This window comes from Paenibacillus sp., from assembly GCF_048976745.1.
Classification (GTDB): Bacteria; Bacillota; Bacilli; order Paenibacillales; family Paenibacillaceae; genus Paenibacillus.
In genome coordinates this window covers 184749-205962 of record NZ_JBHGUU010000023.1, presented here as the reverse complement: position 1 = coordinate 205962, position 21214 = coordinate 184749, and the positions used below count along the sequence as shown (strand labels likewise).

At 46.6% G+C, this 21214-nt stretch carries 20 protein-coding genes; 8 read left to right on the top strand and 12 right to left on the bottom strand.

Annotated features, from left to right (window positions below; all coding sequences use genetic code 11):
- Nucleotide 1 precedes the first annotated feature (1 nt).
- Nucleotides 2–580, bottom strand: a complete 579-nt coding sequence (locus tag ACE3K2_RS25355) for a class I SAM-dependent methyltransferase (protein WP_421896568.1) — start codon at nt 578–580, stop codon at nt 2–4.
- A gap of 26 nt (nt 581–606) precedes the next feature.
- A complete protein-coding gene (locus ACE3K2_RS25350) occupies nt 607–1278 on the bottom strand; it encodes an FHA domain-containing protein (RefSeq protein ID WP_421896565.1) in 672 nt (223 codons plus the stop codon).
- Between the two features lie 412 nt (nt 1279–1690).
- Here ACE3K2_RS25350 and ACE3K2_RS25345 point away from each other — a divergent pair, with 412 nt between their 5' ends.
- From ACE3K2_RS25345 to ACE3K2_RS25330, 4 genes are all read left to right on the top strand, one after another.
- Nucleotides 1691–1846: a hypothetical protein gene (locus ACE3K2_RS25345; RefSeq protein ID WP_017691624.1), complete on the top strand. Its 156-nt coding sequence runs from the start codon at nt 1691–1693 to the stop codon at nt 1844–1846.
- A gap of 495 nt (nt 1847–2341) precedes the next feature.
- On the top strand, nt 2342–2944 hold the full coding sequence (locus ACE3K2_RS25340) for a hypothetical protein (RefSeq protein ID WP_421896562.1): 603 nt from the start codon (nt 2342–2344) through the stop codon (nt 2942–2944).
- Between the two features lie 53 nt (nt 2945–2997).
- Nucleotides 2998–3501: an SMI1/KNR4 family protein gene (locus ACE3K2_RS25335; RefSeq protein WP_421896559.1), complete on the top strand. Its 504-nt coding sequence runs from the start codon at nt 2998–3000 to the stop codon at nt 3499–3501.
- 37 nt (nt 3502–3538) lie between these two features.
- The gene (locus tag ACE3K2_RS25330; protein ID WP_421896556.1) at nt 3539–3865 is read left to right on the top strand and encodes a hypothetical protein; all 327 of its coding nucleotides are present in this window, start codon (nt 3539–3541) and stop codon (nt 3863–3865) included.
- A gap of 131 nt (nt 3866–3996) precedes the next feature.
- Here the strand turns inward: ACE3K2_RS25330 and ACE3K2_RS25325 are convergent, their stop codons facing one another.
- From ACE3K2_RS25325 to ACE3K2_RS25310, 4 genes are all read right to left on the bottom strand, one after another.
- On the bottom strand, nt 3997–6585 hold the full coding sequence (locus ACE3K2_RS25325; RefSeq protein WP_421896553.1) for a DUF2339 domain-containing protein: 2589 nt from the start codon (nt 6583–6585) through the stop codon (nt 3997–3999).
- Nucleotides 6586–6793: 208 nt separating this feature from the next.
- Nucleotides 6794–8113 carry an MFS transporter gene (locus ACE3K2_RS25320; protein WP_421896550.1) on the bottom strand — a complete coding sequence of 440 codons (1320 nt, stop codon included), beginning with the start codon at nt 8111–8113 and terminating at the stop codon, nt 6794–6796.
- A 274-nt stretch (nt 8114–8387) separates the two neighbouring features.
- Nucleotides 8388–9032 carry a bifunctional 2-keto-4-hydroxyglutarate aldolase/2-keto-3-deoxy-6-phosphogluconate aldolase gene (locus ACE3K2_RS25315; protein ID WP_421896547.1) on the bottom strand — a complete coding sequence of 215 codons (645 nt, stop codon included), beginning with the start codon at nt 9030–9032 and terminating at the stop codon, nt 8388–8390.
- 56 nt (nt 9033–9088) lie between these two features.
- Entirely contained in the window at nt 9089–9886 is a 798-nt protein-coding gene (locus ACE3K2_RS25310) for an IclR family transcriptional regulator (RefSeq protein ID WP_211082723.1), read from the bottom strand.
- A 289-nt stretch (nt 9887–10175) separates the two neighbouring features.
- Here ACE3K2_RS25310 and ACE3K2_RS25305 point away from each other — a divergent pair, with 289 nt between their 5' ends.
- The gene (locus ACE3K2_RS25305; RefSeq protein ID WP_421896543.1) at nt 10176–10763 is read left to right on the top strand and encodes an AAA family ATPase; all 588 of its coding nucleotides are present in this window, start codon (nt 10176–10178) and stop codon (nt 10761–10763) included.
- A 169-nt stretch (nt 10764–10932) separates the two neighbouring features.
- Here the strand turns inward: ACE3K2_RS25305 and ACE3K2_RS25300 are convergent, their stop codons facing one another.
- Nucleotides 10933–11970 (bottom strand): LCP family protein, encoded by a 1038-nt coding sequence (locus ACE3K2_RS25300; protein WP_421896861.1) that lies wholly within the window; start codon nt 11968–11970, stop codon nt 10933–10935.
- Nucleotides 11971–12085: 115 nt separating this feature from the next.
- Between ACE3K2_RS25300 and ACE3K2_RS25295 the strand changes: the two genes are divergently transcribed.
- Nucleotides 12086–13063, top strand: a complete 978-nt coding sequence (locus tag ACE3K2_RS25295; protein WP_421896858.1) for an aldo/keto reductase — start codon at nt 12086–12088, stop codon at nt 13061–13063.
- Nucleotides 13064–13207: 144 nt separating this feature from the next.
- Here the strand turns inward: ACE3K2_RS25295 and ACE3K2_RS25290 are convergent, their stop codons facing one another.
- The 3 genes from ACE3K2_RS25290 to ACE3K2_RS25280 all read right to left on the bottom strand — a co-directional run bounded on the left by ACE3K2_RS25290 (nt 13208) and on the right by ACE3K2_RS25280 (nt 14869).
- A complete protein-coding gene (locus ACE3K2_RS25290) occupies nt 13208–13669 on the bottom strand; it encodes a MarR family winged helix-turn-helix transcriptional regulator (RefSeq protein ID WP_339238681.1) in 462 nt (153 codons plus the stop codon).
- Nucleotides 13670–13799: 130 nt separating this feature from the next.
- Nucleotides 13800–14477 (bottom strand): TIGR00266 family protein, encoded by a 678-nt coding sequence (locus ACE3K2_RS25285; protein ID WP_062836691.1) that lies wholly within the window; start codon nt 14475–14477, stop codon nt 13800–13802.
- Complete coding sequence (locus tag ACE3K2_RS25280) at nt 14474–14869, bottom strand: winged helix-turn-helix transcriptional regulator (protein WP_017691613.1); 396 nt, start codon at nt 14867–14869, stop codon at nt 14474–14476. The genes ACE3K2_RS25285 and ACE3K2_RS25280 overlap by 4 nt, the downstream gene beginning before the upstream one ends.
- A gap of 164 nt (nt 14870–15033) precedes the next feature.
- Between ACE3K2_RS25280 and ACE3K2_RS25275 the strand changes: the two genes are divergently transcribed.
- Both ACE3K2_RS25275 and ACE3K2_RS25270 read left to right on the top strand, forming a co-directional pair.
- Nucleotides 15034–16248: an MFS transporter gene (locus tag ACE3K2_RS25275; protein ID WP_421896538.1), complete on the top strand. Its 1215-nt coding sequence runs from the start codon at nt 15034–15036 to the stop codon at nt 16246–16248.
- 196 nt (nt 16249–16444) lie between these two features.
- Nucleotides 16445–17302 carry an aldo/keto reductase gene (locus ACE3K2_RS25270; RefSeq protein WP_421896535.1) on the top strand — a complete coding sequence of 286 codons (858 nt, stop codon included), beginning with the start codon at nt 16445–16447 and terminating at the stop codon, nt 17300–17302.
- Nucleotides 17303–17456: 154 nt separating this feature from the next.
- On the opposite strand, the gene ACE3K2_RS25265 is transcribed toward ACE3K2_RS25270, so the two are convergent.
- Both ACE3K2_RS25265 and ACE3K2_RS25260 read right to left on the bottom strand, forming a co-directional pair.
- Nucleotides 17457–19556: a glycosyl hydrolase family 18 protein gene (locus ACE3K2_RS25265; RefSeq protein ID WP_421896532.1), complete on the bottom strand. Its 2100-nt coding sequence runs from the start codon at nt 19554–19556 to the stop codon at nt 17457–17459.
- Nucleotides 19557–21128 (bottom strand): chitinase, encoded by a 1572-nt coding sequence (locus tag ACE3K2_RS25260; protein ID WP_421896529.1) that lies wholly within the window; start codon nt 21126–21128, stop codon nt 19557–19559.
- Nucleotides 21129–21214 lie beyond the last annotated feature (86 nt).

The following is a 21214-nucleotide window of genomic DNA, read 5'->3' as shown; positions in this document are numbered from 1 at the left end:
CTCAGAACGAGTAGACATACACCTTGGTACGCAGGGCATCTCGACATGTTATTGTACGTAGTGGTTCCTTACCCGGGAGCGCAAAACAGACACTAATCACCTTGGCGCCCGGCGGAAGCTCCCGACTGAATTTGTCCAGAAGTCGGGTCATCGCTCCCGGAAACAGATAACAGATCACACAATCCGCATGTTCATAGGAACTGGTGTAGATATCCCCGCGCATGAAGCGCAGCCTGCCCTTGAGAGAGTGCTTTTCCCCCTTCGCTCGACGTAAGCGAACACTGAGATAGGCAATTATTTGGGATGACCATAAGGGAATGACTGAATTCTCGATTCCAGTCAGCCTTTTACCAGGGCAATGCCTTACAATATCCAGCCCCAGTGTTCCCCATCCGGAACCTGCTTCAAATACATCCCCGTACCCGGGTATCCGGTTCACCTCTTGAATGACCACCTGCCTGACGCGGCCTGATGTGGGCATCGGGGAAATCCCGTTTTTCCAACTGACAAGTACGATGGATATGACACCTATCAATGTCACCACGGCAATCAGCCATGGAATCAGGTAAATGATGAACATGAACTCATCCCTTTGTTATCACTCATTTATTCCGGCACATGAGACTTCATATATACACCCTTTTTATAAACCGACTTAATGGTAAAATGTACACCTAACTTGCGATTCGTCCGATAGATTAAGGAGTTAATCTCGTCGATCCCTACCGCTTCACTCTCCAGCATGCTCCGCTCAGGCCATACCTGAGCCACAATCTGCTCTCGGGTCACAAAGTGGTCCAGTTGACTATACAGCAGCTTGAACAGCTGATACTCCTTCTTGGACAGCGGAATCTCCACTTCACCGATCTGCACGGTTTGCAGGTGATCCTGCAAGCGTACGCCCTCACCCAGCAGATCCGACACCCGATATTCCCTGGTCTCTCCAAGATCCCCTTCAACGCGAAGCTGGATCAGGCCGTTAACCAATGTCAGGCTGTCTCCTTCACCAAACGGATATTTCTCATAAGGAACGAGGCGCTGCCCGTTTAGTTCAGTTCCGTTTTTGCTATCCAGATCCTCAATCCATAGCTGTTGCTGTACATCATAATGAATGCGGCAATGCCGCTTCGATATCATCTGATTATAGACAGACAAGTCCAATTCACTGCCGCCTGTATAACGTCCCACCGTAATGGAGCGACCCTGGCTTACATAAGCGAACGAGCCGTCACTTTCCTGCCCTGGCGTACGAATGACGATTTTTGCCGTCTCCCGCATGTTATTCTCCCACCTTCAATGATCACTCGATCTCTATAAGAGGTTGTTCAAAAAAATGCTTTTGATTACAACAGATGCCGTTAGGCATCATCAGCATCGAATATGGCATTCAGCCGAAATGTCCGTTGCTCACGTAGCTTCCCTACGCTCCGCTACTCCATTTCTAGCTTCATCCCATCTTCTCGGTACTTAAAACCGGTCTTTTTGAACACGCATTATAAACATTTCGTTAACAATAATGATAAATTCATCAGATTTGTTCCATTGTTTGTACCGCCATACACCAATATAGTGGTATACAGGAACGATTTATATTTGGTTCTGCTCACTCTACTATACCAGACGTTGTGCTTTTTTTCTCATGACGGCCGGATATCTACTATAGCTCATTCAACAAGAGAGGTACCTTCCTATGAATAAAAAAAACATTTTCATATACGTGCTGCTCGCCTTTGCCCTGTCCATGACATTAACCGTGCTCTCCCGTATGAATGATGATGGCGGAGAATCACTGAAAGGTACCTCGGCTGCCGAAACCTCATGGTTACAGATGAAGATCCAACCCTGAGTCTACTCTATATTATAACGTGATCTCCGCGCAAAACGTTTCACGAATGTCATAATAGGCTATGGCATCGAATCCAAATTAAAACAGATCAATAAGGCCCCAGATTGCTGGTCACAGCAACCCGGAGCCTTATTTTGGATTGTAAAATAATACCGAAAGTTATAGATGATTGCATGACTACAATCATAAACTGCCCGGCACGCAGATGGATTTCAGCCCTTTGTGCTGGTGACATTTTTTAGTTTTGTGATTTTAGTTTCCTCTCCACCTTTCAACCCAACAATTTCTCCATTTAATCACGGTGTTAAGGGGTAGAGTATAGACACTTGCAAGTAGATTTCTGTTAGGTGCTTTTCGATTATCGAGGAACGCCTTTTTTTGGAGGATTATATAACATAAATTTAACTTAAATTATAAATAATGTTAATTATATGTCATTCATGGTTTCATTTTCTTTGATATACTTTCTGCTAGGTCTATGAAAGGAGATCATAGGTGAAAAAAGAGATTGGTGTATTGATGTTGTTATGTATCGTTTTTCTTTCAGGATGTGGTGGATCAGTTAATCCCGCATCGGTTATGCAAGGTTCGGGTGAGTCCCCGAGTAAACAAGTAACAACACAGCAAAATAATGAGTATTGTTCTCTAGAACGTACAAGTTTGGATAGTGAAACTGAAAAATATTTCTATGGAACTTGGAACGTTGAGAAGCTTTTAGGATTTGCAAATTCATATAATGATGCCTCAGAATATCCAACAGGTCAAAAATTTATTGGTGATGAAATAATCATCAAGAAAGACTTATTTTCATCAAAAAGAATTAAAAACTACAGTAAATATCAAACTGAACTAAGAAACCCATTATATGAGTTTACAGCGACCTGCAATAATTCAGATTCTTTTTATAGATTATATAAATTAGATATTCCAAACTTAAGTAAAAATGATGTCGTAAAAGCAATAGATGTAAGTAACCCTTCTACAAAAATCAGTATACCTGTAAGTTTAAGTTTTTTTGTTGTTAATAACGAGAAGCTTATCTTGTTATCAGAGGCAACTATCTTTGAGCTTAAAAAAATCTCGGATAAAACGAATTAAGGTTACCAGAAAGGGCCTTGGACAGCTCCAGTTTTTTTGAGGAGGCTATGTAAATGTTAATTAAAGTATTTAAGGAATGGTCGGACCAAAATGAAGGTCTCATTGAAATCCTTGCTTCTACTGGGAAAACGACTGCTATGAATAAATTCAAGTCAGGTGCCTCCGAAGATAAAATTAAAGAGCTTTCGGAGTATTTTTCTGCTCCATTACCTCCAGATTACATAAGCTTTTTACGAGTATGTAACGGAGCCTCCTTGTTCGAAGACCCTGAATATGGCGGGGAGTGCTTCTTATACTCAGCCCAAGATGTTATACATTACAATAAAGCATCAGATAATAAGATTGTAGTGGCCCATATTCTTGATGATCGAATCCTAATCGATTTAGAGCGTTGGAGTTCAGGTGATGAGCAATATCTGTTGCTTTGTGAGAGTTTATATTCTGTTGAACATACGGGATCTTTTTACAGTAACTTTGAGACATGGTTAGAACGGTTTATAATCTCTCAGGGCGAGAAGTTCTGGTACTGGAAAACAAAGCGTAGTTTTGAAGAATAAAAGATATGATCATAGCTTAATTTGCGGAGGTGTGCGTATGCTCGATGAAAGAGAGATTCAAATTAAAGAGAGGATACAAGAAAGGTACGATATTACGGAGCAAATATATTCAGCTTGGTTTACTGAAAATCCCGCGATACTTTTACCGAAAAATAGATTCTACCAAAAGGAAAACATAGAAAAGTACAGGGCCATCTCGTATCTGCTAGACAGAGGATACATCGTTGCACAACCCGTAGAGAAGGACCCGGAGACAATTGCAGTAACTATAACCCCTGACGGGATAGACTACTATGAGCAAGGATATCTTCATGGAAAAGCAAACGGCTTTCAAGTCGTTGAAGAGATTAAGAACACGAAGTAAAAAATTGCGGAAGGCCTCTGGATTTGAAACACTTCCAGAGGCCTTCCATTTAGTTCAATTGAAAACATACACCAGCAATAACGCAGTCCAAACCTCCCCAACACATCATGGGCTGGAAGTATAATTATATATCAATCTTGTTCATCCTCCGGCATAGTGGGTTCGTCGTCAGGCTTCGTTGACTCTCTGGACTGAATTTCCTCCATCCGACTCGACACCTTCTGATACAGGTAAGAGATGCCAAGCAGCAGCACACCGAAGCTGAAATAGGCAAAGATTTTGCTGCCCGAGGTAAGCATACCCACATCGTAGAACACCATTTTACCGGTGGCGAACAATGTTAGGCCAAGACCCAGACGCCGAATCATGACATATTTTCTACGGAATCCATAGGCAATATAGAGAATCGCGAGCAGCAGGTAAATCAGGCTGAACATCAGCCCCACATCAGCCCACTGGAATTGGATCGTCAGGAATACGGTGATGACCCCTAGCAGATATACCCCTGCGATCACCGGGTACCATTCAATGCTCTTGAACTGCCCGCGGATGCCTGCAATCAGCAGATCCCTTCCTGCAAAGAACACCCCTACGTTAAAGATAATCAGCACCAGCAAACCAACAATCTCCGCCGCTGTATGCTGCTGAACTTCCGGCTGAAGCGCTGGCATGGTTAAGGTTACAGCCAATGCAATACAGCAGCCAATAGCATGCAGGAAGGTGGTATACACCTGTACGTATCGATCATGCAGCAACTTCACTTTACTCAATCCATACGCCAATGCAATCGTGAGCGCTGCGAACATCAGCAACTTGTAGAACATGTATAACAGGAACGTCCCATCGACAGCTCTGGTATATAATTCATTCGACTCATACAGCACGTATAACCACAGATTCGCAAGTGTCACATACTTGAATCCGTTCAGGAAGCCCAGCTCCAGCGGGCTGTAGTGTAATCTCTCCTTGGAAAATGAACTGCTGCCAACTGCCCAGGCATAATACAAAGTAATCAGCAGGGTCCCCAGCGTGATGCTGGTGTATTTTAACATAAAGTAAGAACGTTCCCCGATAAAGAACAAGGCCAGCAGGTCATAGTACACGAAAGTGATTAGACATAGAAGCACAATGCCCCATCCAGCACGTTCCACCGACTTGAGCCGTTTCAGATGTCCAAGCGTAACCAACAGAACTCCCTCAATTAACCAGCCCATCGATAACCATTTGGCCCCGAACTGGAACGGAATAATTAGAATGGCGAAGGTCAGGGAAGTGACATAAAAGAGTAGTATCGTCTGTTTCTCCTGAGCCATATGGCGCTGAACGAATCGTGCGAGGCCCAGATACACCACGCAGAAGATTAACGCCAGTAAGCCCTGAGCATCATTCCAGTTCGCCACATCAAATAACACGTATAACATCAGACAGCTGATGCTTGTATTCATAGCAAGCAGAGCGAAATCCCACCAGGTTAACTTCATCCGATGTTTAAACGGATATGCCAGTGTAATGCCCAGATATAATGCAAATGTCACAATGGAATACAACATGCCAATCTTCTCACTTGGCGACAGCCACAAGAGGATAAGCATGGATGGTGTGTTGAACAGGAAACTGATATAGCGCACCACTGGCCATCGTTTGCCAAACGAAATGAACACAATAATGCCGTTTAAGAGCAGCAGATAGATCATGGCTACATAGACAGCAGTGCCCTCAAGCCCAAACGAGAACATATAGGAGAATAACGGAAGATATCCACCTACCAGACCGAGTGAACAGATGGTCTTCGACTGATACCTTAGGGACAACAATACGGAGATTGCCGATACCAATACAGACAGGGCAAATCCCGTATATAACCCGATAATATGCAATAAAAAGTAACTATAGAAGATAGACCCGAACAACACGGAGATCCCGCCGCCGAGCAATCCCATTGCAAATGTTTGCTTTTTACGACGGAACAGCAATTCTCCTCCAGCGAGCATCAGAGCACCCAGCAGGAAAAAGGCTCCGCTCTTCATCTCGTCATTAAACCAAGTTGAGTACGAGTATCGGAACGCTGCTCCAACCCCCAGAATGAGGAGCAGGATGGCTACTTTGTTGATCCAGCTGAGTCCAATCTTCATCTCCATGCGATTCTGCTTGATCCGCCGCTGAATGGTCTCTTCGCTCAAGCCCTCCTCCGCCATCTGCTCATATCCACGCTCCATGTGCCCACGCAGAGCCTCTTCTCGCTCCCGTACGGCCCGCTTGTGCGATTCAATGCGCTCATTCACCTCTGCCGCAAGGTAAGCAATCCGCTCCTTCACCTCGTCGGAATCCTCTTGCAACTCCTGAGCTGCCTTGTTGTACAGCGCGTTCAGGTTGGACTTCGTTCGATGTTCATGGAATGCAATTCGATCATTATGTACAGCTGTTTTCCCTTGAAAATAGGTCTCCATCTTCTCCCGGGATACCCGGATCAGATTGAGCTTCTCATCCAGCATCTGTTCAGATAATGCCATGCGAAGACGTGCGTTCTCTTCTTCCATCTTGCGCGAGCGAAGTTCAAGCTGTTGCAGCTTGAGCTTATGAGCTTCATACTGTTCCTGTAACTGTTCATTCTTAACGATCAGGTCATCGGACTGGTATTCCTGGAGCAAGGCGTTATATTCCTTCGCCAGCTGTTTCTGCTGCTCCTGAACCTGCCCAAGCCGATCCTTAAAATCCTTCATGAGCTTCCTCCGTTGGTTGATGTTTAGTCTTTTCCCTATATTTTACTATATATATGCCTTAGAAAGAGGTTTTATTTTCCAGTCACTTTTGATGCACTACAACCTAATCAACACAAATAAAAAAACATCAGCATTTCCGGTTTTTGCAATCAAAAACACAAGAATTTGCTGATGTTTTCTTAAATAACAGTTAACTTATTTCAGGGAATTAGTGAGTTGCTTTCGGGATTGGTTTTTTCAAAAATACGCCATAAGAGACAGCGCCCATGAGCAGCAGACCCGCTCCCAGCAAGAATACATTGTTGAAGCTGCCCGTTGTATCCAAAATGTATCCGGTTACAATCGGAGCAAGTGCTGCGCCCAAAAATCCACCAAAATTCTGGATGGCTCCAAGTGAAGCTACCTGTTCACCCGGCGCAATGTCTGCAGCCAGAGTCCAGATGACGCCTGATGGCAGTTGGGATGCGAAGTAACCTACAGACAGAAGCACAATGCTCACCACAGTACTGTCAATGAACGGAATGGGTGCTACCGAAGCCGCCGCCAGAATAGCTCCACCTACGATGGGAACTTTCCGCGAAGTAACCACATTGACTCCTTTTCGAATGAAAAAGTCTGAGATAAATCCGCCTAACAGTACACCGATAATACCGGCTACGAACGGAATAGAGGCAATCCAGCCTGTCTCTTTCAACGTAAAGCCCTGCTCCTTCTCCAGATAACTCGGTAGCCAAGTTAGGTATACCCAGATTGTGAACATGATGCCGAAATTACCGATAATCATAAACCAGGTGCTTTTATGCTTGAACAGCGATCCCCAGTTTGCTTTGGGTGCATCTGCTGCCGCTGTCCCATTGGTGCTTGTGCTCTGTTCTGCAACAGTGGCATCTGGTCCTTTAATCATCTGCTTCTCCGCAAAAGTCGGATCCCGGTATACCTTGATCCAGATGAGCATGATGATCAGACCAATTACACCGACAAAAATGAACATACCTCTCCACGTCATTGTTAACATCAGAACGGTCAATAGCGGCGGTGCAATTGCGTTTGCAATCTGTGAGCCTGTATTGATAATCGAGGTTGGTAATCCGCGCTCACTTTTGGCAAACCAGCGCTCTGTCACCTTCAAGCCGGAGGTGAAGAACGGAGACTCGGATACTCCAAGCAGCATCCGCATGGCGTATAACAGTGAGTAAGTATTGGTAAATGCACTGAGTATGGTAGCGATGGACCACAGTCCTGAAGCCCATCCAAACATCTTTTTGGGACCAAACTTGTCAACCAGCCATCCGGCTGGCAAATTCGCTAACGCATAAGGCCATAGGAAGGCAGACAACAGCAATCCCATCTGTGTGGAGGACAGCCCGAATTCGGCCGCAATGGTTGTATTCGCAATACTCAGATTGGATCGATCCAAATAGTTAACCACTGCACCCAGCAGTAATAACAGAATAATTCCCCACCTTAATCCCACTTTGGGGGCTTGAGGTACCGAGGCAGGGGACGGTGATGTTTTTAAGGTTGCCATGTAAACTCACTCTCCTCAACACATATAAATATAAAGATACTAAAATTATATATTATGAATAAATATGGTAATTAAAGGGCGTAGATAAGAAGCTCTGTCCTCTACTCTCGAACAGACTCTTGTTAAGTATGCGTTTTCAAAATGTAATATCCTTTCCCAAACCTCAAAGGATACACCCACTCTGCACCATGTGCGTTCACAACGATAGGCGTGAACCCCACCCTTTATCGCTGTGAACTTCACCTGCAAGGCAACCCAACCTGGATGAGAATAATCAGCGTGCCGCGGCTACGGCCTGTAAAAATTCTTCAGCGGCCTTGGTTACTCGCGCATAATCGCCAGTATCTATTGCTGCTTTGGTGATATAGCTCCCGACGCCAACCCCGACACAACCGGCATCCAGCCATTCATGTACATTTTGCGGCGTCACTCCACCAGTAGGAGCAATCGCTGCCTGTGGCAGAGGAGCTGAGATCGCTTTGACATATTGCGGACCTACGGATTCCGCCGGGAATAGCTTGACAATATCCGCCCCCGCTTCAAGGCTTTCTACAATTTCCTTGGCTGTGAACGCACCACTGACCGTAACCGCCTGGTAACGATTAGCTACCTTGATCATGTCTGGGTTAAGCTGAGGACTAACCAACATCTCCGCTCCAGCCAATATCGCTGCACGTGCCGTCTCACCATCCAGTATGGTGCCCGCACCAATCAGAATGCCTTGGGACGCATATTTGCGAGACAACACCTTAATTACATCCAATGCCCCCGGAACACTCATCGTAATTTCAAGCGCACGAATACCACCTGCAATTGCCGCTTCTGCGACGGACAACGCTTCTTCTTCACTTTCCGAACGGATAATCAATACAATTCCGGATTCAGCAATGATTTTCATGTTTTCTAGCTTTCTCCACATCCAAATACCCTCCTAATTCCCGTTGTATCTATTAATGGGGTTTAATTCAATACGATTTACTCTTCTGTTCTGGGATACAATCGATCACCGCTATAACCCAGTTGGCCAGAAAGCTTCCAAGCAGCTTCCTTGACCAGTTTTACAATGTTCTCCTCACGTTCCGGAGTCATATTGGAATACATGCTGGCAACACTGATTGCGGCGACGGGCTCATCCCACTGGTCATAGACAGCAGAGCCGATGCAATACATCTCCAGATGGTCCTCCCGGTCATCAATCGAGTAGCCACGCTCGCGAATCTCCTGCATATCTTGCAAAATATCAGGAATGGTTACTTTGGAGAAGGATGTACGCGAAGGGAGTTCACCGCTACCTATAATCTCCAGCACCTTGCCAATGGGGAGTGCTGCCAGCAAAGCTTTGCCGAGCCCTGTTGTATGCATATATCTGCGGGAACCAAGTTTCGCTGTTGGCCGCATAACCGAATAGCTCTCGGCCTTATCCAGATATACAATCCGGCCCTTATCCTCAATCCCGAGAAATGCGGTGCTTCCCGTCTGGCGATTCAGTTCTTGAAGCAAAGGTCTTGCCATATGAGGGATACCCATATTGGACAAGTACGCCATGCCTGTTTCAAACACGGCAATGCCCAGGCGATACGTTTTGAGACGAACATCATCCATTTCAATAAAACCCTTGTGCAGCAATGTCTGTACCAGTTCAAACCCACTGCTCTTGGGTAAGCTCATTTGCTTGCAAATTTCATTCAGTGTTAATGGAGCGCCACTTTTGGCAAATAGAACGAGTAGATCCGCGACTCGTTCAGCAGATTTATTCATGCGAATATTGTCCATATTTTCTCCTTAAAAATCTTCGACGTCGAAGTTCGCATATGTGAACTTAATTCACATCACCGAACGATGCCCTCATTATAGATCAGCCACACAGAAAATATCAACCGCTTTCTTAAAACTTTTTTGTAAACCTATTTCTCAAAAAAGGATTGTATTTCAGTTGAAAACGGTATACTCTAATAGCAAATGTTCACTAATGCGAATGCAGTTCGTATATGCGAACTTTAATAGACGCTATAATACCGTTCATATCATACGATCAAAATATGATGTAGAGGAGGGACCGTCCATGAAACCTGTCCTGATTTTTTTGATTGGCTCTGCCGGTTCGGGCAAATCCACCATCGGCAAAAAGCTTGCTGCCGAGCACCACTTTTGTTATCTGGATAAAGATGTCGTATGCAACACCTTTACAGGGAAGCTCCTGGAAGCACAAGGGTATTCCCCTCATGATCGCGACGGCAACACTTATTACCTCGACACCGTTATGGACCTGGAATATGAGACATTGTTAAACGTGGCGAATGACAATCTGCAATTAGGTAGGTCTGTCATCCTGGATGCACCTTTTGTTGGTTACTTTAGCGAAAGCGATTACATCAATCATCTGACAGCTAAATATGAGTGGGAATCTGTCGTTCCCATGGTGTTGAGGGTAAATGTGAATGTTGATGTTCTTCAACAACGGTTGAAGAATCGCGGTCTGGAGAGAGACAGGTGGAAGCTGGATCACTGGGAGACATTTGTACAGGGGATGCAAGCAAATACATGCATGTGGGAGAATATTGAGGTCATTTCCGTGGACAACAGCTCAGATGAATTCGATCTCACACATCTGATCTCTTTGCTTCCTATTTCCGCTGCCATGTCATCTTAAAGTCCATATAACGGTCGGTGACTACTGAGAACACTGGAGTCGGAAGCAAGTTAACGTAGCACCGTTATGCCATAAAAAAAGTACACGGAAAGCATGGTGCCTTCCGTGTACTTTGTTATATTCTATATCGATGCAGCAGCCAACGCATTACATATCTACTGCTTCTATTCTAGGTTTTATCCGCTGCGGCTGAATCGGTTGACTCCGGTTCAATAATCTCGGTTGCATCCGGGTCCAGCCAACTGGCGATCATGCCACGCACATATTGCAGATCGTCCTCCGACAGATCATAGTACCATGTACCACTGCGCGTTGCACCTTCGCCCTTCAACATATAGTTGCTGATCGTAGGCGCACTGTCTTTCATATATAAGGATTCGGCAAATTTCACGATAAAGTCCGAGGTCATGTTGGTTGTAAAATTGGATCCGGCAATCTGGATGACGTCCGGGATCTTGGTCAGATTTTTGACCTCCAGCGCACGATTCATGAAAGCACTTAAGAAAATCCGATGACGCATCGTCCGATTGAAATCGGAATCTTCCCGGTAACGCACATAACCAAGCGCTTCTTCGCCGCTATAAATCGGTTTATTCGCTTCAACGAACAGTTTCTCATGGCTCTTGAGCTTGTTCTCGATGTTCTTCTTGATCGGCAGTTCAACGCCGCCCACCGCATCAACAATGTCCTTGAGCCCGTTGAAGTTAATAGCAGCATAGAAATCAACTTTGTTCCCCAGCAAATTCTCCACCGTATCCATCGCCATCTTGGCTTCACCGTGGGCATACGCTGAGTTGATCTTCGACTTCACATCCCGGCCGACAATTTCGGTATAGGAATCACGTGGAATAGACAGCAGTAACACTTTATTGTCTTCTGGACGCACGACGGAATAGATGATGGTATCTGAACGGCTTGGTTCGTTATCGCGTTGGTCAATACCAAGCAGCAACAGCGAGAATGGGTCCGTATGTTCCACAACTGGGGCATCCTTATCACCAGCTGGCTTATAGGAGTCATCCAAGGCTTCCTTCACCGTACCGGACGCGAACATATTAAAGGCAAACACGACGAGTTGCTTTTGATACATAAATCCGAGTCCTCCGAGCACAAGCAGCACACTCAGGGTGATGATTAATGGCTTCTTCCATGTCTTCTTCGGTTTCTTCGGCTTCCGTCTTGTTAAATGTGCAGCACTGTTTTCCATCATATCTCCTTTAATAACGGGTTCTTAGAATCATTTAACTATATTAATAACACGTTTTCAATAGATTACGTTATAATCTGCATTACATAAACGAGTGTAAAGGGAGCGATGAATGATGGAGTATCGACATTTAGGCAATAGTGGTTTGCGTGTATCGGCACTGGGGCTTGGCACCAATGCATTTGGCAAACGTGCGGATGAAGCAGCTTCTACCCGCATTATTCATGCAGCGATGGACCAGGGCATCAACTTTATCGATACCGCCAATATCTATGCAGGTACGGAGTCGGAACGCATCATTGGACAGGCTCTCACAGGTCGTCGGGAAAACGCGGTGCTTGCGACCAAAGCCGGATTACCCCGGCATGATGGTCCTCATGGGCGCGGTTCATCCCGCTACCATCTGCAACAAGAGCTGGAACATAGCCTGCGGCGTCTGCAAACGGATTATGTGGATCTGTACCAGATCCATACTTTTGATCCGCATACACCGCTGGATGAGACACTCCGTACGCTGGACGATATGGTCACTTCCGGCAAAGTCCGTTACATTGGAGCCTCCAACTACGCAGCCTGGGAGTTGATGAAAGCTCTGGGGATCAGTGAACAGAAAGGTTATGTGCGCTACATCTCCACCCAAACCAGCTACTCCCTGGCAGACCGTACGCCTGAATTGGAACTGGTACCGATGTGTCTGGATCAGGGCGTAGGCATTATCCCGTATTTCCCACTGGCAGGCGGGATTCTGACAGGTAAATATAACGGACAAGCAAGTGCAGTACCTTCCGGTTCCAGAGCAGACACTGACCCGTCCTTCAATCGTTTTCTGCTGGAGCATAACATTCAACTGAGCGAACAAGTGAGTGCAAAAGCGGCTGCATATGGATACTCCCCGAGTGTGCTGTCGCTTGCCTGGTTACTGACACGCCCGGCTGTATCCACAGTCATTGTCGGCGCAACACGTACCGAGCAGCTGGAGCATAATCTGGCTAGTCTGGATATGTCACTGCCCGATGAGCTGTTGACCGATCTGGATCAGATCAGTGACTCTTTCCGTCGCCGCGAGCCATTTGCGTCCTACCGAATCGATTAAAGTAAATGAAATGAACCTCCCGACGGATAAAGTCAGGAGGTTCATTTTGATTTTTATATAGACATTATAATCATAAGTATTCAGAAAATTCCCAATTCCACTACAATCTGTAGTTTAATAAATTAAAAAAAATCTTATTATGGATTAGCCCTCTGTTTTTTGGCGAAGAAACTCCTGCATGATCTGCATATACTCTTCCTTACGATCATCCAAAGTTTCGAAAAAAGCCTTGTCCGACTCCTCAACCAAGTGGATTCCTTCAATGGCCAATCGGGTTCCTTCTTCCGTTGTGGTAATTATATTGGCACGTGTATCCGTCTGATGACGAGCACGCGTAATCAAGCCTCTCTTTTCAAGAGCACGCAGAACCTGAGAAGTCACATTAACATCTACTTTGGCAAATTGTGCAATTTGAACCTGAGTGACTCCCTTGCCTTCCTCATCACGTTCATTGAGCCACAGACAGGCATGCAACAATACAAATTGGGGCTGTGTCAGTTCGAGTGGCTCCAGCACCCTGCGTACTTCCTTTTGCCACATCGCTGTAACCTGCCATAACAGATATCCCGGGCTTTCTTGTGCGTTTTTATACCGTGAGCTTTTCATCTCATACCTCCATGATGTGCGACCTTATGCAACAGATTATGTACCCACCAGTCAATCAAGTAAATCCATTATTCATATAACGATGATGGAGATACATCCGTTGCAACCCTGTATGTTCTTTTGAATAAAATTAGCGCGTTGGGATAAACTGCTTCACCCATTGTCCGAATCCTTGCGGATTACGGCTCTGTATAAGAATGGTCCCTTCTCCACGGAACCGGCATACCAATCCTTCTCCACTTGTAACACTGGATAACCAGCCCTGTGAAGCCTTCTCTATACGGTAATCTACATAATGAGGCCATGCTACCAGATGAGCGTTATCCACGATCATTTCTTCACCTGCTGCCAAATTAATCGCATGGATTGCTCCATAGGAAGACAGAAATACAGTTCCACGTCCACTGATCTCAATAATGAAGAAACCTTCTCCCGAAAAGAGACCTTTCTTCAGGTTTTGCATTTTGGTATTCACCTGTATGCCCTCGGTCCCCGCCAGAAATCCATCTTTCTGCACATAGAGTGAGTAGGAACCGTCCAATTCGACAGCTTCTACATCGCCCATGCTTGAAGGGGAGAGCAGAATCTCTGCCGACCCGCCCGCAGCCGTCAGTTCCTGAAAGAAAAATTTCTCCCCGCTCAGCATCCGACCAAACCCGGCAAACATTCCACCTTCTGCTGAACCCTTCAGTTCAACCGTAGGCGTCATGGATACCATCGCACCGCTTTCGGCCTTGAATCGCTCGCCCCGCTGCAAATGTACCTTGAGCATCGCAAAAGCACCATCATATAAAATCTCATAGTTCACGGTTGCACCAGCTCCCTATTGTCCGAGTTAAAATCATTCAGCCCGTTATCTTCTAACACTGCTGATTTGTCTCCGTATTCCTTCACAATATGCTGATCTCCCCAATTGCAGAGCGCATTGAGAATCGGTTCAAGACTCCGACCGTAATCACTCAATTCGTATTCTACTTTGGGAGGAACCTGATTATATACGATTCGGTTTACAATTCCGTCGTTTTCAAGCTCTCTCAGCTGCTGTGTTAACATTTTCTGCGTGATTGCGGGCATAATACGTTTGAGATCACTGGTCCGTCTTTTCCCATGTGTGAGATGACAGAGAATGACGCATTTCCACTTGCCACCGATCACCTCAAGGGTAGCTTCAACCGAGATGTTATATTTTTTTCTAACCATAACTTTCTTCCTCCCTGATGAATTGGATTACATCCGTCGCATGCCGTATAGGCACCAAAAAGTACGTAGGGTACTAAAAAGTACGTACTATTCAATCCATACCGAATAACTCATAATAGCATTTGCCGGTACGTAAATCTACATTCGGGGGAGTTGAGCAAGAAATGTTACAAGATTCAAAACGCAGCACGTGGGCGTTGCTAGCACTGGCCATTAGTGCATTCGCAATCGGTACCACAGAATTTATCAGCGTTGGGCTACTGCCCCTCATTGCAGATGACCTGGGCATTTCCGTAACTACAGCGGGACTGACCGTTACTTTATATGCATTAGGCGTTACCTTCGGGGCTCCTGTTCTGACCTCGCTGACGTCTACCATATCTCGCAAAACGCTTCTGCTTGCCATCATGATTGTTTTCATTGCGGGTAACACCATGGCTGCACTGTCGACGGGTATCACCATGTTACTCATTGCACGAGTGGTGTCCGCTCTCGCACACGGCGTGTTCATGTCCATCGGCTCCACGATTGCCGCCGATCTGGTACCTGCAAACCGTAGGGCGAGTGCCATTGCCATCATGTTCTCGGGTCTAACCATTGCCACAGTAACCGGTGTACCTCTCGGTACACTCATCGGTCAACATTGGGGCTGGCGCGCTGCCTTTGTCCTGATTGTTGTGGTTGGCATCGTTGCGATGATCGGGAATCTAATACTCGTGCCATCCACGTTGAAACGCGGAACACGAACAGCATTTCGGGCTCAGCTGAAGCTGGTTACAGGCGGACGCTTGCTGCTTGCTTTTGCCATCACTGCCGTTGGGTACGGAGGAACATTTGTTGTATTTACGTATTTGTCTCCGTTATTGCATGATATCAGCGGATATTCCGAGAAAACAGTCGCGTTCATTCTGTTGTTGTACGGAATCGCCATTGCTGTTGGCAACATCATCGGCGGCAGAGCGGCCAATCGTAACCCGCTCAAGGCGCTCTTCTACATGTTCATCATTCAGACGATCATTCTGGGCGTAATGTACTTTACGGTCCCGTTCAAGTTAGCAGCACTTCTCACCATTATGGGTATGGGTCTGCTAGCCTTCATGAATGTACCTGGTCTTCAGATGTACGTTGTAACCTTGGCTGAACGATATGCCCCACAGGCCAAGGATGTAGCTTCAGCCTTTAACATCGCCGCATTTAATGCAGGGATCGCTATAGGTGCCTATTTGGGTGGAGTGATCAATGACTCCATTGGTTTGATTCACACGACATGGGTCGGAGCCTTAATGGTTCTCGTAGCTGTAATCCTGACCGCATGGGCTAAAATGCTGGAAAGCAAGGATCAACATGCATCAGTCGAAATGGAGAAAGCTTCGTTCTAATTTCCATTCTGACTGGGCTCGACCTTTGTCATATTGGTTCCAAACTCTAAGTGGAGGGAACCGGTTTCATATCGTATTGTATTATACTATATACGTTGAACCCAATTTGATCTACTATGATTTGATTTTGTATGATGAAATAATGGCAATACAGCTTGGATTGACTGATTTTTACACATTTGAAGGAGGAAATCTCATGACAACAGCTCAAACAGCACAACATTTACAATCCACAGTACCTCTGCATAACGGTGTTTCCATGCCTTGGTTCGGACTTGGTGTATTTAAGGTAGAAGAAGGATCTGAACTGATTGAAGCTGTGAAAAATGCGATCAAACATGGCTACCGCAGTATCGATACTGCTGCAATATACGGCAATGAAACCGGTGTGGGCCAAGCGATTGCCGAAGCTCTGCAAGAGAACAACCTGAAACGCGAAGAACTGTTTGTTACATCTAAAGTATGGAATGCAGACCTCGGATATGAAGAGACGCTTGCGGCTTTTGATACCACATTGAACAAACTGGGACTGGAATACCTGGACCTGTATCTGATTCACTGGCCTAAGGCAGGCAAATACAAAGCAGCCTGGAAAGCAATCGAGGAGCTGTACGCAGCAGGTCGGATTAAGGCTATTGGGGTAAGCAACTTCCAGATTCATCATCTCGAAGACCTGATGCAGGATGCCAAAGTGAAACCGATGATCAATCAGGTGGAATACCACCCTCGCCTGACTCAGGTTGAGCTTAAAGCTTTCTGCGAAAAGCATGGTATCCAGCTTGAAGCTTGGTCCCCTTTGATGCAAGGTCAGCTGTTGGACAATCCAGTACTCACGGCGATTGCTTCAGCCAAAGGCAAATCGGTTGCACAAGTTATCCTGCGTTGGGATCTGCAAAATGGGGTCATTACTATTCCGAAGTCCACCAAAGAACAGCGGATTATTGAGAACTCCTCCATCTTCGACTTTGAACTTTCAAATGAAGAGATGGATCAGATTAGTGCTCTGAACGAAGATGTACGCGTTGGACCTGACCCGGACAACTTCGATTTCTAAATGAGTAGCCTTTTTGGAGCCTGCTTGGTTTGACAAATATAACGAAAAAACACCGGACCCGTAGCCGGTGTTTTTTCGTTATATTCTCCTCCCTATAGCCAAGCCTCGCTAACACTGCACGCTTTAATTCAAAATGTTGTATTACATATTTTAACTATTGAACCTGCCACAATGCAGGAACATTGGATGGTTCCCATCCAGGCAAGGACGTATGGGCCTGCAAACATTTATAGGTCTTGCCGCTATACGTGACCAGCTGTCCGACAGAATAGGCTGTATTTGCCTGCCAAGCTGAAACGCCAGGATTTGTCGTTCCTGCTGTTGTTTTCACGGTCACCGCATTACTTGCAGCAGAACCATTCCCCGCCGCATCCTTTGCTTTCACCGTAAACGTATACGAGGTATCCGCAGCAAGCCCGCTGATCGTTGCGGTCGTTCCAGTCACGGATGTCGCAAGTGTCGTTCCATTGTACACATCATAACTGACTACACCCACGTTATCCGTGGATGCCGCCCAGCTCAGCGTTATGCTGGATGTCGTTTGCGCTGTCGATGTCAGGTTCGCCGGTGCAGTTGGCGCTTGCGTATCCCCTCCCGGCTGAGTCGCAGTGCTTACGGTTACCGCATTACTGGATGCAGACAGATTGCCTGCGGCATCTTTTGCTTTGATCGTAAAGGTATACGAAGTACCCGCTGACAGGCCGCTAATGGTTGCGGTCGTTCCGTTGACGGAGGCAGCAAGATTGGCACCATTGTAGACGTTATATCCAGTAACACCCACATTATCTGTTGAAGCATTCCAAGCCAGCGTCACCGAGGTAGCCGTCACACCTGTCGAGCGGGCATTTCCCGGTACGCTTGGCGCCGTCGTATCCGCTGGAGGCACTGTACCTCCAGTAGGCAGATCGGCTTTCAGTTTATTTTGGAGTGTTTTGTTGCGGTCACCGCTAAGCTCCCAGAACATCGCACCGCCAAGCCCCTTGCTCTTGATATAAGCGGTTTTATATCCAACAGACTCCGCATCATCATAGCTAATAAAACGCTTGTTGGATGCATTATAGAGATATGGCACTTTGGCCGTGTCGTTCCAGTAACGGGTATACCCGTTTTTATTAATGTAATTGGTCTCCAGATCATAGAAGTCAAAGGACCCCGCTTCCCATGTTCCAACGGAAGAACCTCCCGTGCAGGTCTGATACTGGCCATTGCCCGCCTGTGCGCATCCATCCCAGCCGCGGCCATAGAATGGGACACCAAGCACAAGTTTGGCGGCTGGTACCCCTGCATTCAAATGCCCTTGTGCTCCGGCAGCCACATTAAATGTATTGGCATCCGGCACCCCGGCAGCCGAAGCCGCAGGGTCATAGTTCAACGGCGCATTATGCGCGCTGACTTTTTGCCAAGCCCCGTTAAAATCGTATGTCATAATGTTGATCCAGTCGACGATGGCAGCTATGTTGGCAAGCTCAGTATTCGCAGCATAGGTCGTTGATGCACCGCTTGCAATCGTAAGCAGATACTTCTTGCCGTCCACAGTTCCGGCAGCATCCAGCTTCTCACGGATTTTGCTCAGAAGCAGCGTGTAATTTTGCTTATCCTCTGGACGTTTGCTGTTACCATCAAGTCCGCCTGATACCGGATATTCCCAGTCCAGATCTACCCCGTCAAAATTGTATTTGCGCAGGAAGTCGACGGCCGAGTTCGCAAAAACCTCTCGCGTTGCAGCAGTCGCAGCCACATCAGAGAAGCGGTTGGACCATGTCCATCCTCCGACGGAGATGATTGTCTTCAGATTAGGATTGATTTGTTTCAGTTTGTTCAGCTGATTGATATTGCCTGCAATGGGCTGATCCCACGTATCCCCTGCAAATGTCTTGCCGGTATCAATCCATGGATCGCCAAGCACGATCGTTCCGTTGGGCACATTAATTGTCTGGCTTTTTTCATTCTGACAAGTCCAAGTCACAGGATTTGGTCCCGAAGGGTCCGGATTTCCATGAATACCGTTCCAGCAAATATCGGCAAACGCATAGTTGATATGCGTGACCTTGGTTGGGTCGATATCCGTTACATTATAGTTTCTCCCGTACGCAGCCCAGGACGGGTAGTAACCAACAATTTTATAAGATTCCGCTGCTGCTGCCGTAGCGGGTTGGAGCACAAAAGAAGGAACAATGATGGATAAGAGCAGGGACAGACCCAGGAGAAACTTTGCGGTTTTCTTGAAAGCAGTGTGTTTATTAAAATGTATCATCTAGTACACAACCTCCTTTGTCGTTTGCGTACTCAGCCCGTTCAGGAACGGACGATGTGCGCTCGAAAACTGATTATTCGTATAGGCGTCCCAGTTGATTGACCAGGTCATCATCCCTTTTATCCCCGCGTAGCCCGCAGGCTGGCGCAAAGTATAGGAACCGCCGTACGACACACCTTTGATTAGGTAATTCAACGCCTTCTGCAGCTCGGCTGGCGTGGTATACCCGCCTCCGGCAGCCTGCTGTGAAGCCGGTACACCGATTGCAATCTGGTCCGGTCTCAAGGCACTAAAGAAAGGGCCGGAGCTGCCGCCTACATGAAAGCCCTGAAGCAGCATTTCAGCCATGGCTACATGGAAATCAGCTGTCCCTTGGGCGTAGGAGCGTCCATCCAGTCCCACCATGGAGCCCGTGTTATAGTGCTGCACATGAAGCAGGGTCAGGTCATTACGCAAGGCATGGATAACTGGCAGGTATGCTCCCCAAGGGCCACCGTAGCTTAGATATCCACCCTGTACATAGGCCGTCTCCGGCGCAGCCGTCAGGATGAAATTGGCGCCGAAGTGTGACTTAACCGCTTTCAAGCCTTGGATGAGGTTAACAATTTTCGGTGTAGTTGGACTACGGAAATCGGTATCCCCTGCATTCAGAGACAGGGAGCTTCCTTCCAGATCGATATCAAGACCATTGAAACCATAGGTGGAAATGATTGATTTTAACGAATCTTCGAATTGCTGTCTCTTGGTCGCGTCGGTAAGCTCAATGGTCCCGTTGGCTCCTCCCATGGAAAGCAGTACTTTTTTCCCCTGACTTTGCAGATAGGCAATATCGGATTTGAATTCGGCTACCGTTGCATTGTATGGAGTAAAAGCAAGCGTTCCACTGCCATGTGAAATCGGTTCGGCAAAGGAGACATTAATGACGTCATAGGCTGTTGATACATTACGAAGTCTGATATTCGTTGAACCATTATCGAAGTTGTGCCAGTAACCGATCAGCCATTTGCTGCCGGTTGGCCCAGGATTAGAAGAACCGTTGGAAGTTGTTACGCTGAGGGAGCTGCTCGCAGCAGATATATTGCCTGCGGCATCTTTGGCTTTTACCGTAAAAGCATAGGTCGTGCTGGCAGTCAGTCCCGTGACTACAACCGTTATAGTGGAGGTACTTGTCACAAGAACACCGTTCCGGTACACCTCGTATCCCGTTACGCCCACATTATCCGTGGATGCATTCCAGGAAAGACTAACGGAGGTGTCCGTGATGGAGGATGAGGTCAGACCCACAGGAACAGAAGGGGGTGACGTATCTGGCGTTGGTGTTTCGCCTCCAGAACCTTCCCCGACGTATTTCCACAATGCGGGTACAACAGAGGGCTCCCATCCGGTCAACGCCGTGTGGGCCTGAATACACTCATAATCTTTATGTTGATATGTTACGAGGTCTCCTTTCTTGTATGCGGTGCCTGCCTGCCACTGGGCAGCGGCATCGGCTCTCGGTGCAAACCACGAAATAAGAAGAAGAAATGCCAAAGCAAATGTAATGACTGGGCGGAATCGAACAGCTTGATTCAAGCAAAATCCCTCCTGTATTAAGGATACGTTCACCTTGCAAACAAGGCATCCATCGTCCACCTGCATCTGATCTGTGATCGATTAGA

Excerpts from the sequence above, each read along its gene's own strand:
- ACE3K2_RS25355 (WP_421896568.1), bottom strand. The coding sequence starts at position 580 with ATGTTCATCATTTACCTGATTCCATGGCTGATTGCCGTGGTGACATTG.
- ACE3K2_RS25350 (WP_421896565.1), bottom strand. The coding sequence starts at position 1,278 with ATGCGGGAGACGGCAAAAATCGTCATTCGTACGCCAGGGCAGGAAAGT.
- ACE3K2_RS25345 (WP_017691624.1), top strand. The coding sequence starts at position 1,691 with ATGAATAAAAAAAACATTTTCATATACGTGCTGCTCGCCTTTGCCCTG.
- ACE3K2_RS25335 (WP_421896559.1), top strand. The coding sequence starts at position 2,998 with ATGTTAATTAAAGTATTTAAGGAATGGTCGGACCAAAATGAAGGTCTC.
- ACE3K2_RS25330 (WP_421896556.1), top strand. The coding sequence starts at position 3,539 with ATGCTCGATGAAAGAGAGATTCAAATTAAAGAGAGGATACAAGAAAGG.
- ACE3K2_RS25325 (WP_421896553.1), bottom strand. The coding sequence starts at position 6,585 with ATGAAGGATTTTAAGGATCGGCTTGGGCAGGTTCAGGAGCAGCAGAAA.
- ACE3K2_RS25320 (WP_421896550.1), bottom strand. The coding sequence starts at position 8,113 with ATGGCAACCTTAAAAACATCACCGTCCCCTGCCTCGGTACCTCAAGCC.
- ACE3K2_RS25315 (WP_421896547.1), bottom strand. The coding sequence starts at position 9,032 with ATGTGGAGAAAGCTAGAAAACATGAAAATCATTGCTGAATCCGGAATT.
- ACE3K2_RS25310 (WP_211082723.1), bottom strand. The coding sequence starts at position 9,886 with ATGGACAATATTCGCATGAATAAATCTGCTGAACGAGTCGCGGATCTA.
- ACE3K2_RS25305 (WP_421896543.1), top strand. The coding sequence starts at position 10,176 with ATGAAACCTGTCCTGATTTTTTTGATTGGCTCTGCCGGTTCGGGCAAA.
- ACE3K2_RS25300 (WP_421896861.1), bottom strand. The coding sequence starts at position 11,970 with ATGGAAAACAGTGCTGCACATTTAACAAGACGGAAGCCGAAGAAACCG.
- ACE3K2_RS25295 (WP_421896858.1), top strand. The coding sequence starts at position 12,086 with ATGGAGTATCGACATTTAGGCAATAGTGGTTTGCGTGTATCGGCACTG.
- ACE3K2_RS25290 (WP_339238681.1), bottom strand. The coding sequence starts at position 13,669 with ATGAAAAGCTCACGGTATAAAAACGCACAAGAAAGCCCGGGATATCTG.
- ACE3K2_RS25280 (WP_017691613.1), bottom strand. The coding sequence starts at position 14,869 with ATGGTTAGAAAAAAATATAACATCTCGGTTGAAGCTACCCTTGAGGTG.
- ACE3K2_RS25275 (WP_421896538.1), top strand. The coding sequence starts at position 15,034 with ATGTTACAAGATTCAAAACGCAGCACGTGGGCGTTGCTAGCACTGGCC.
- ACE3K2_RS25270 (WP_421896535.1), top strand. The coding sequence starts at position 16,445 with ATGACAACAGCTCAAACAGCACAACATTTACAATCCACAGTACCTCTG.
- ACE3K2_RS25265 (WP_421896532.1), bottom strand. The coding sequence starts at position 19,556 with ATGATACATTTTAATAAACACACTGCTTTCAAGAAAACCGCAAAGTTT.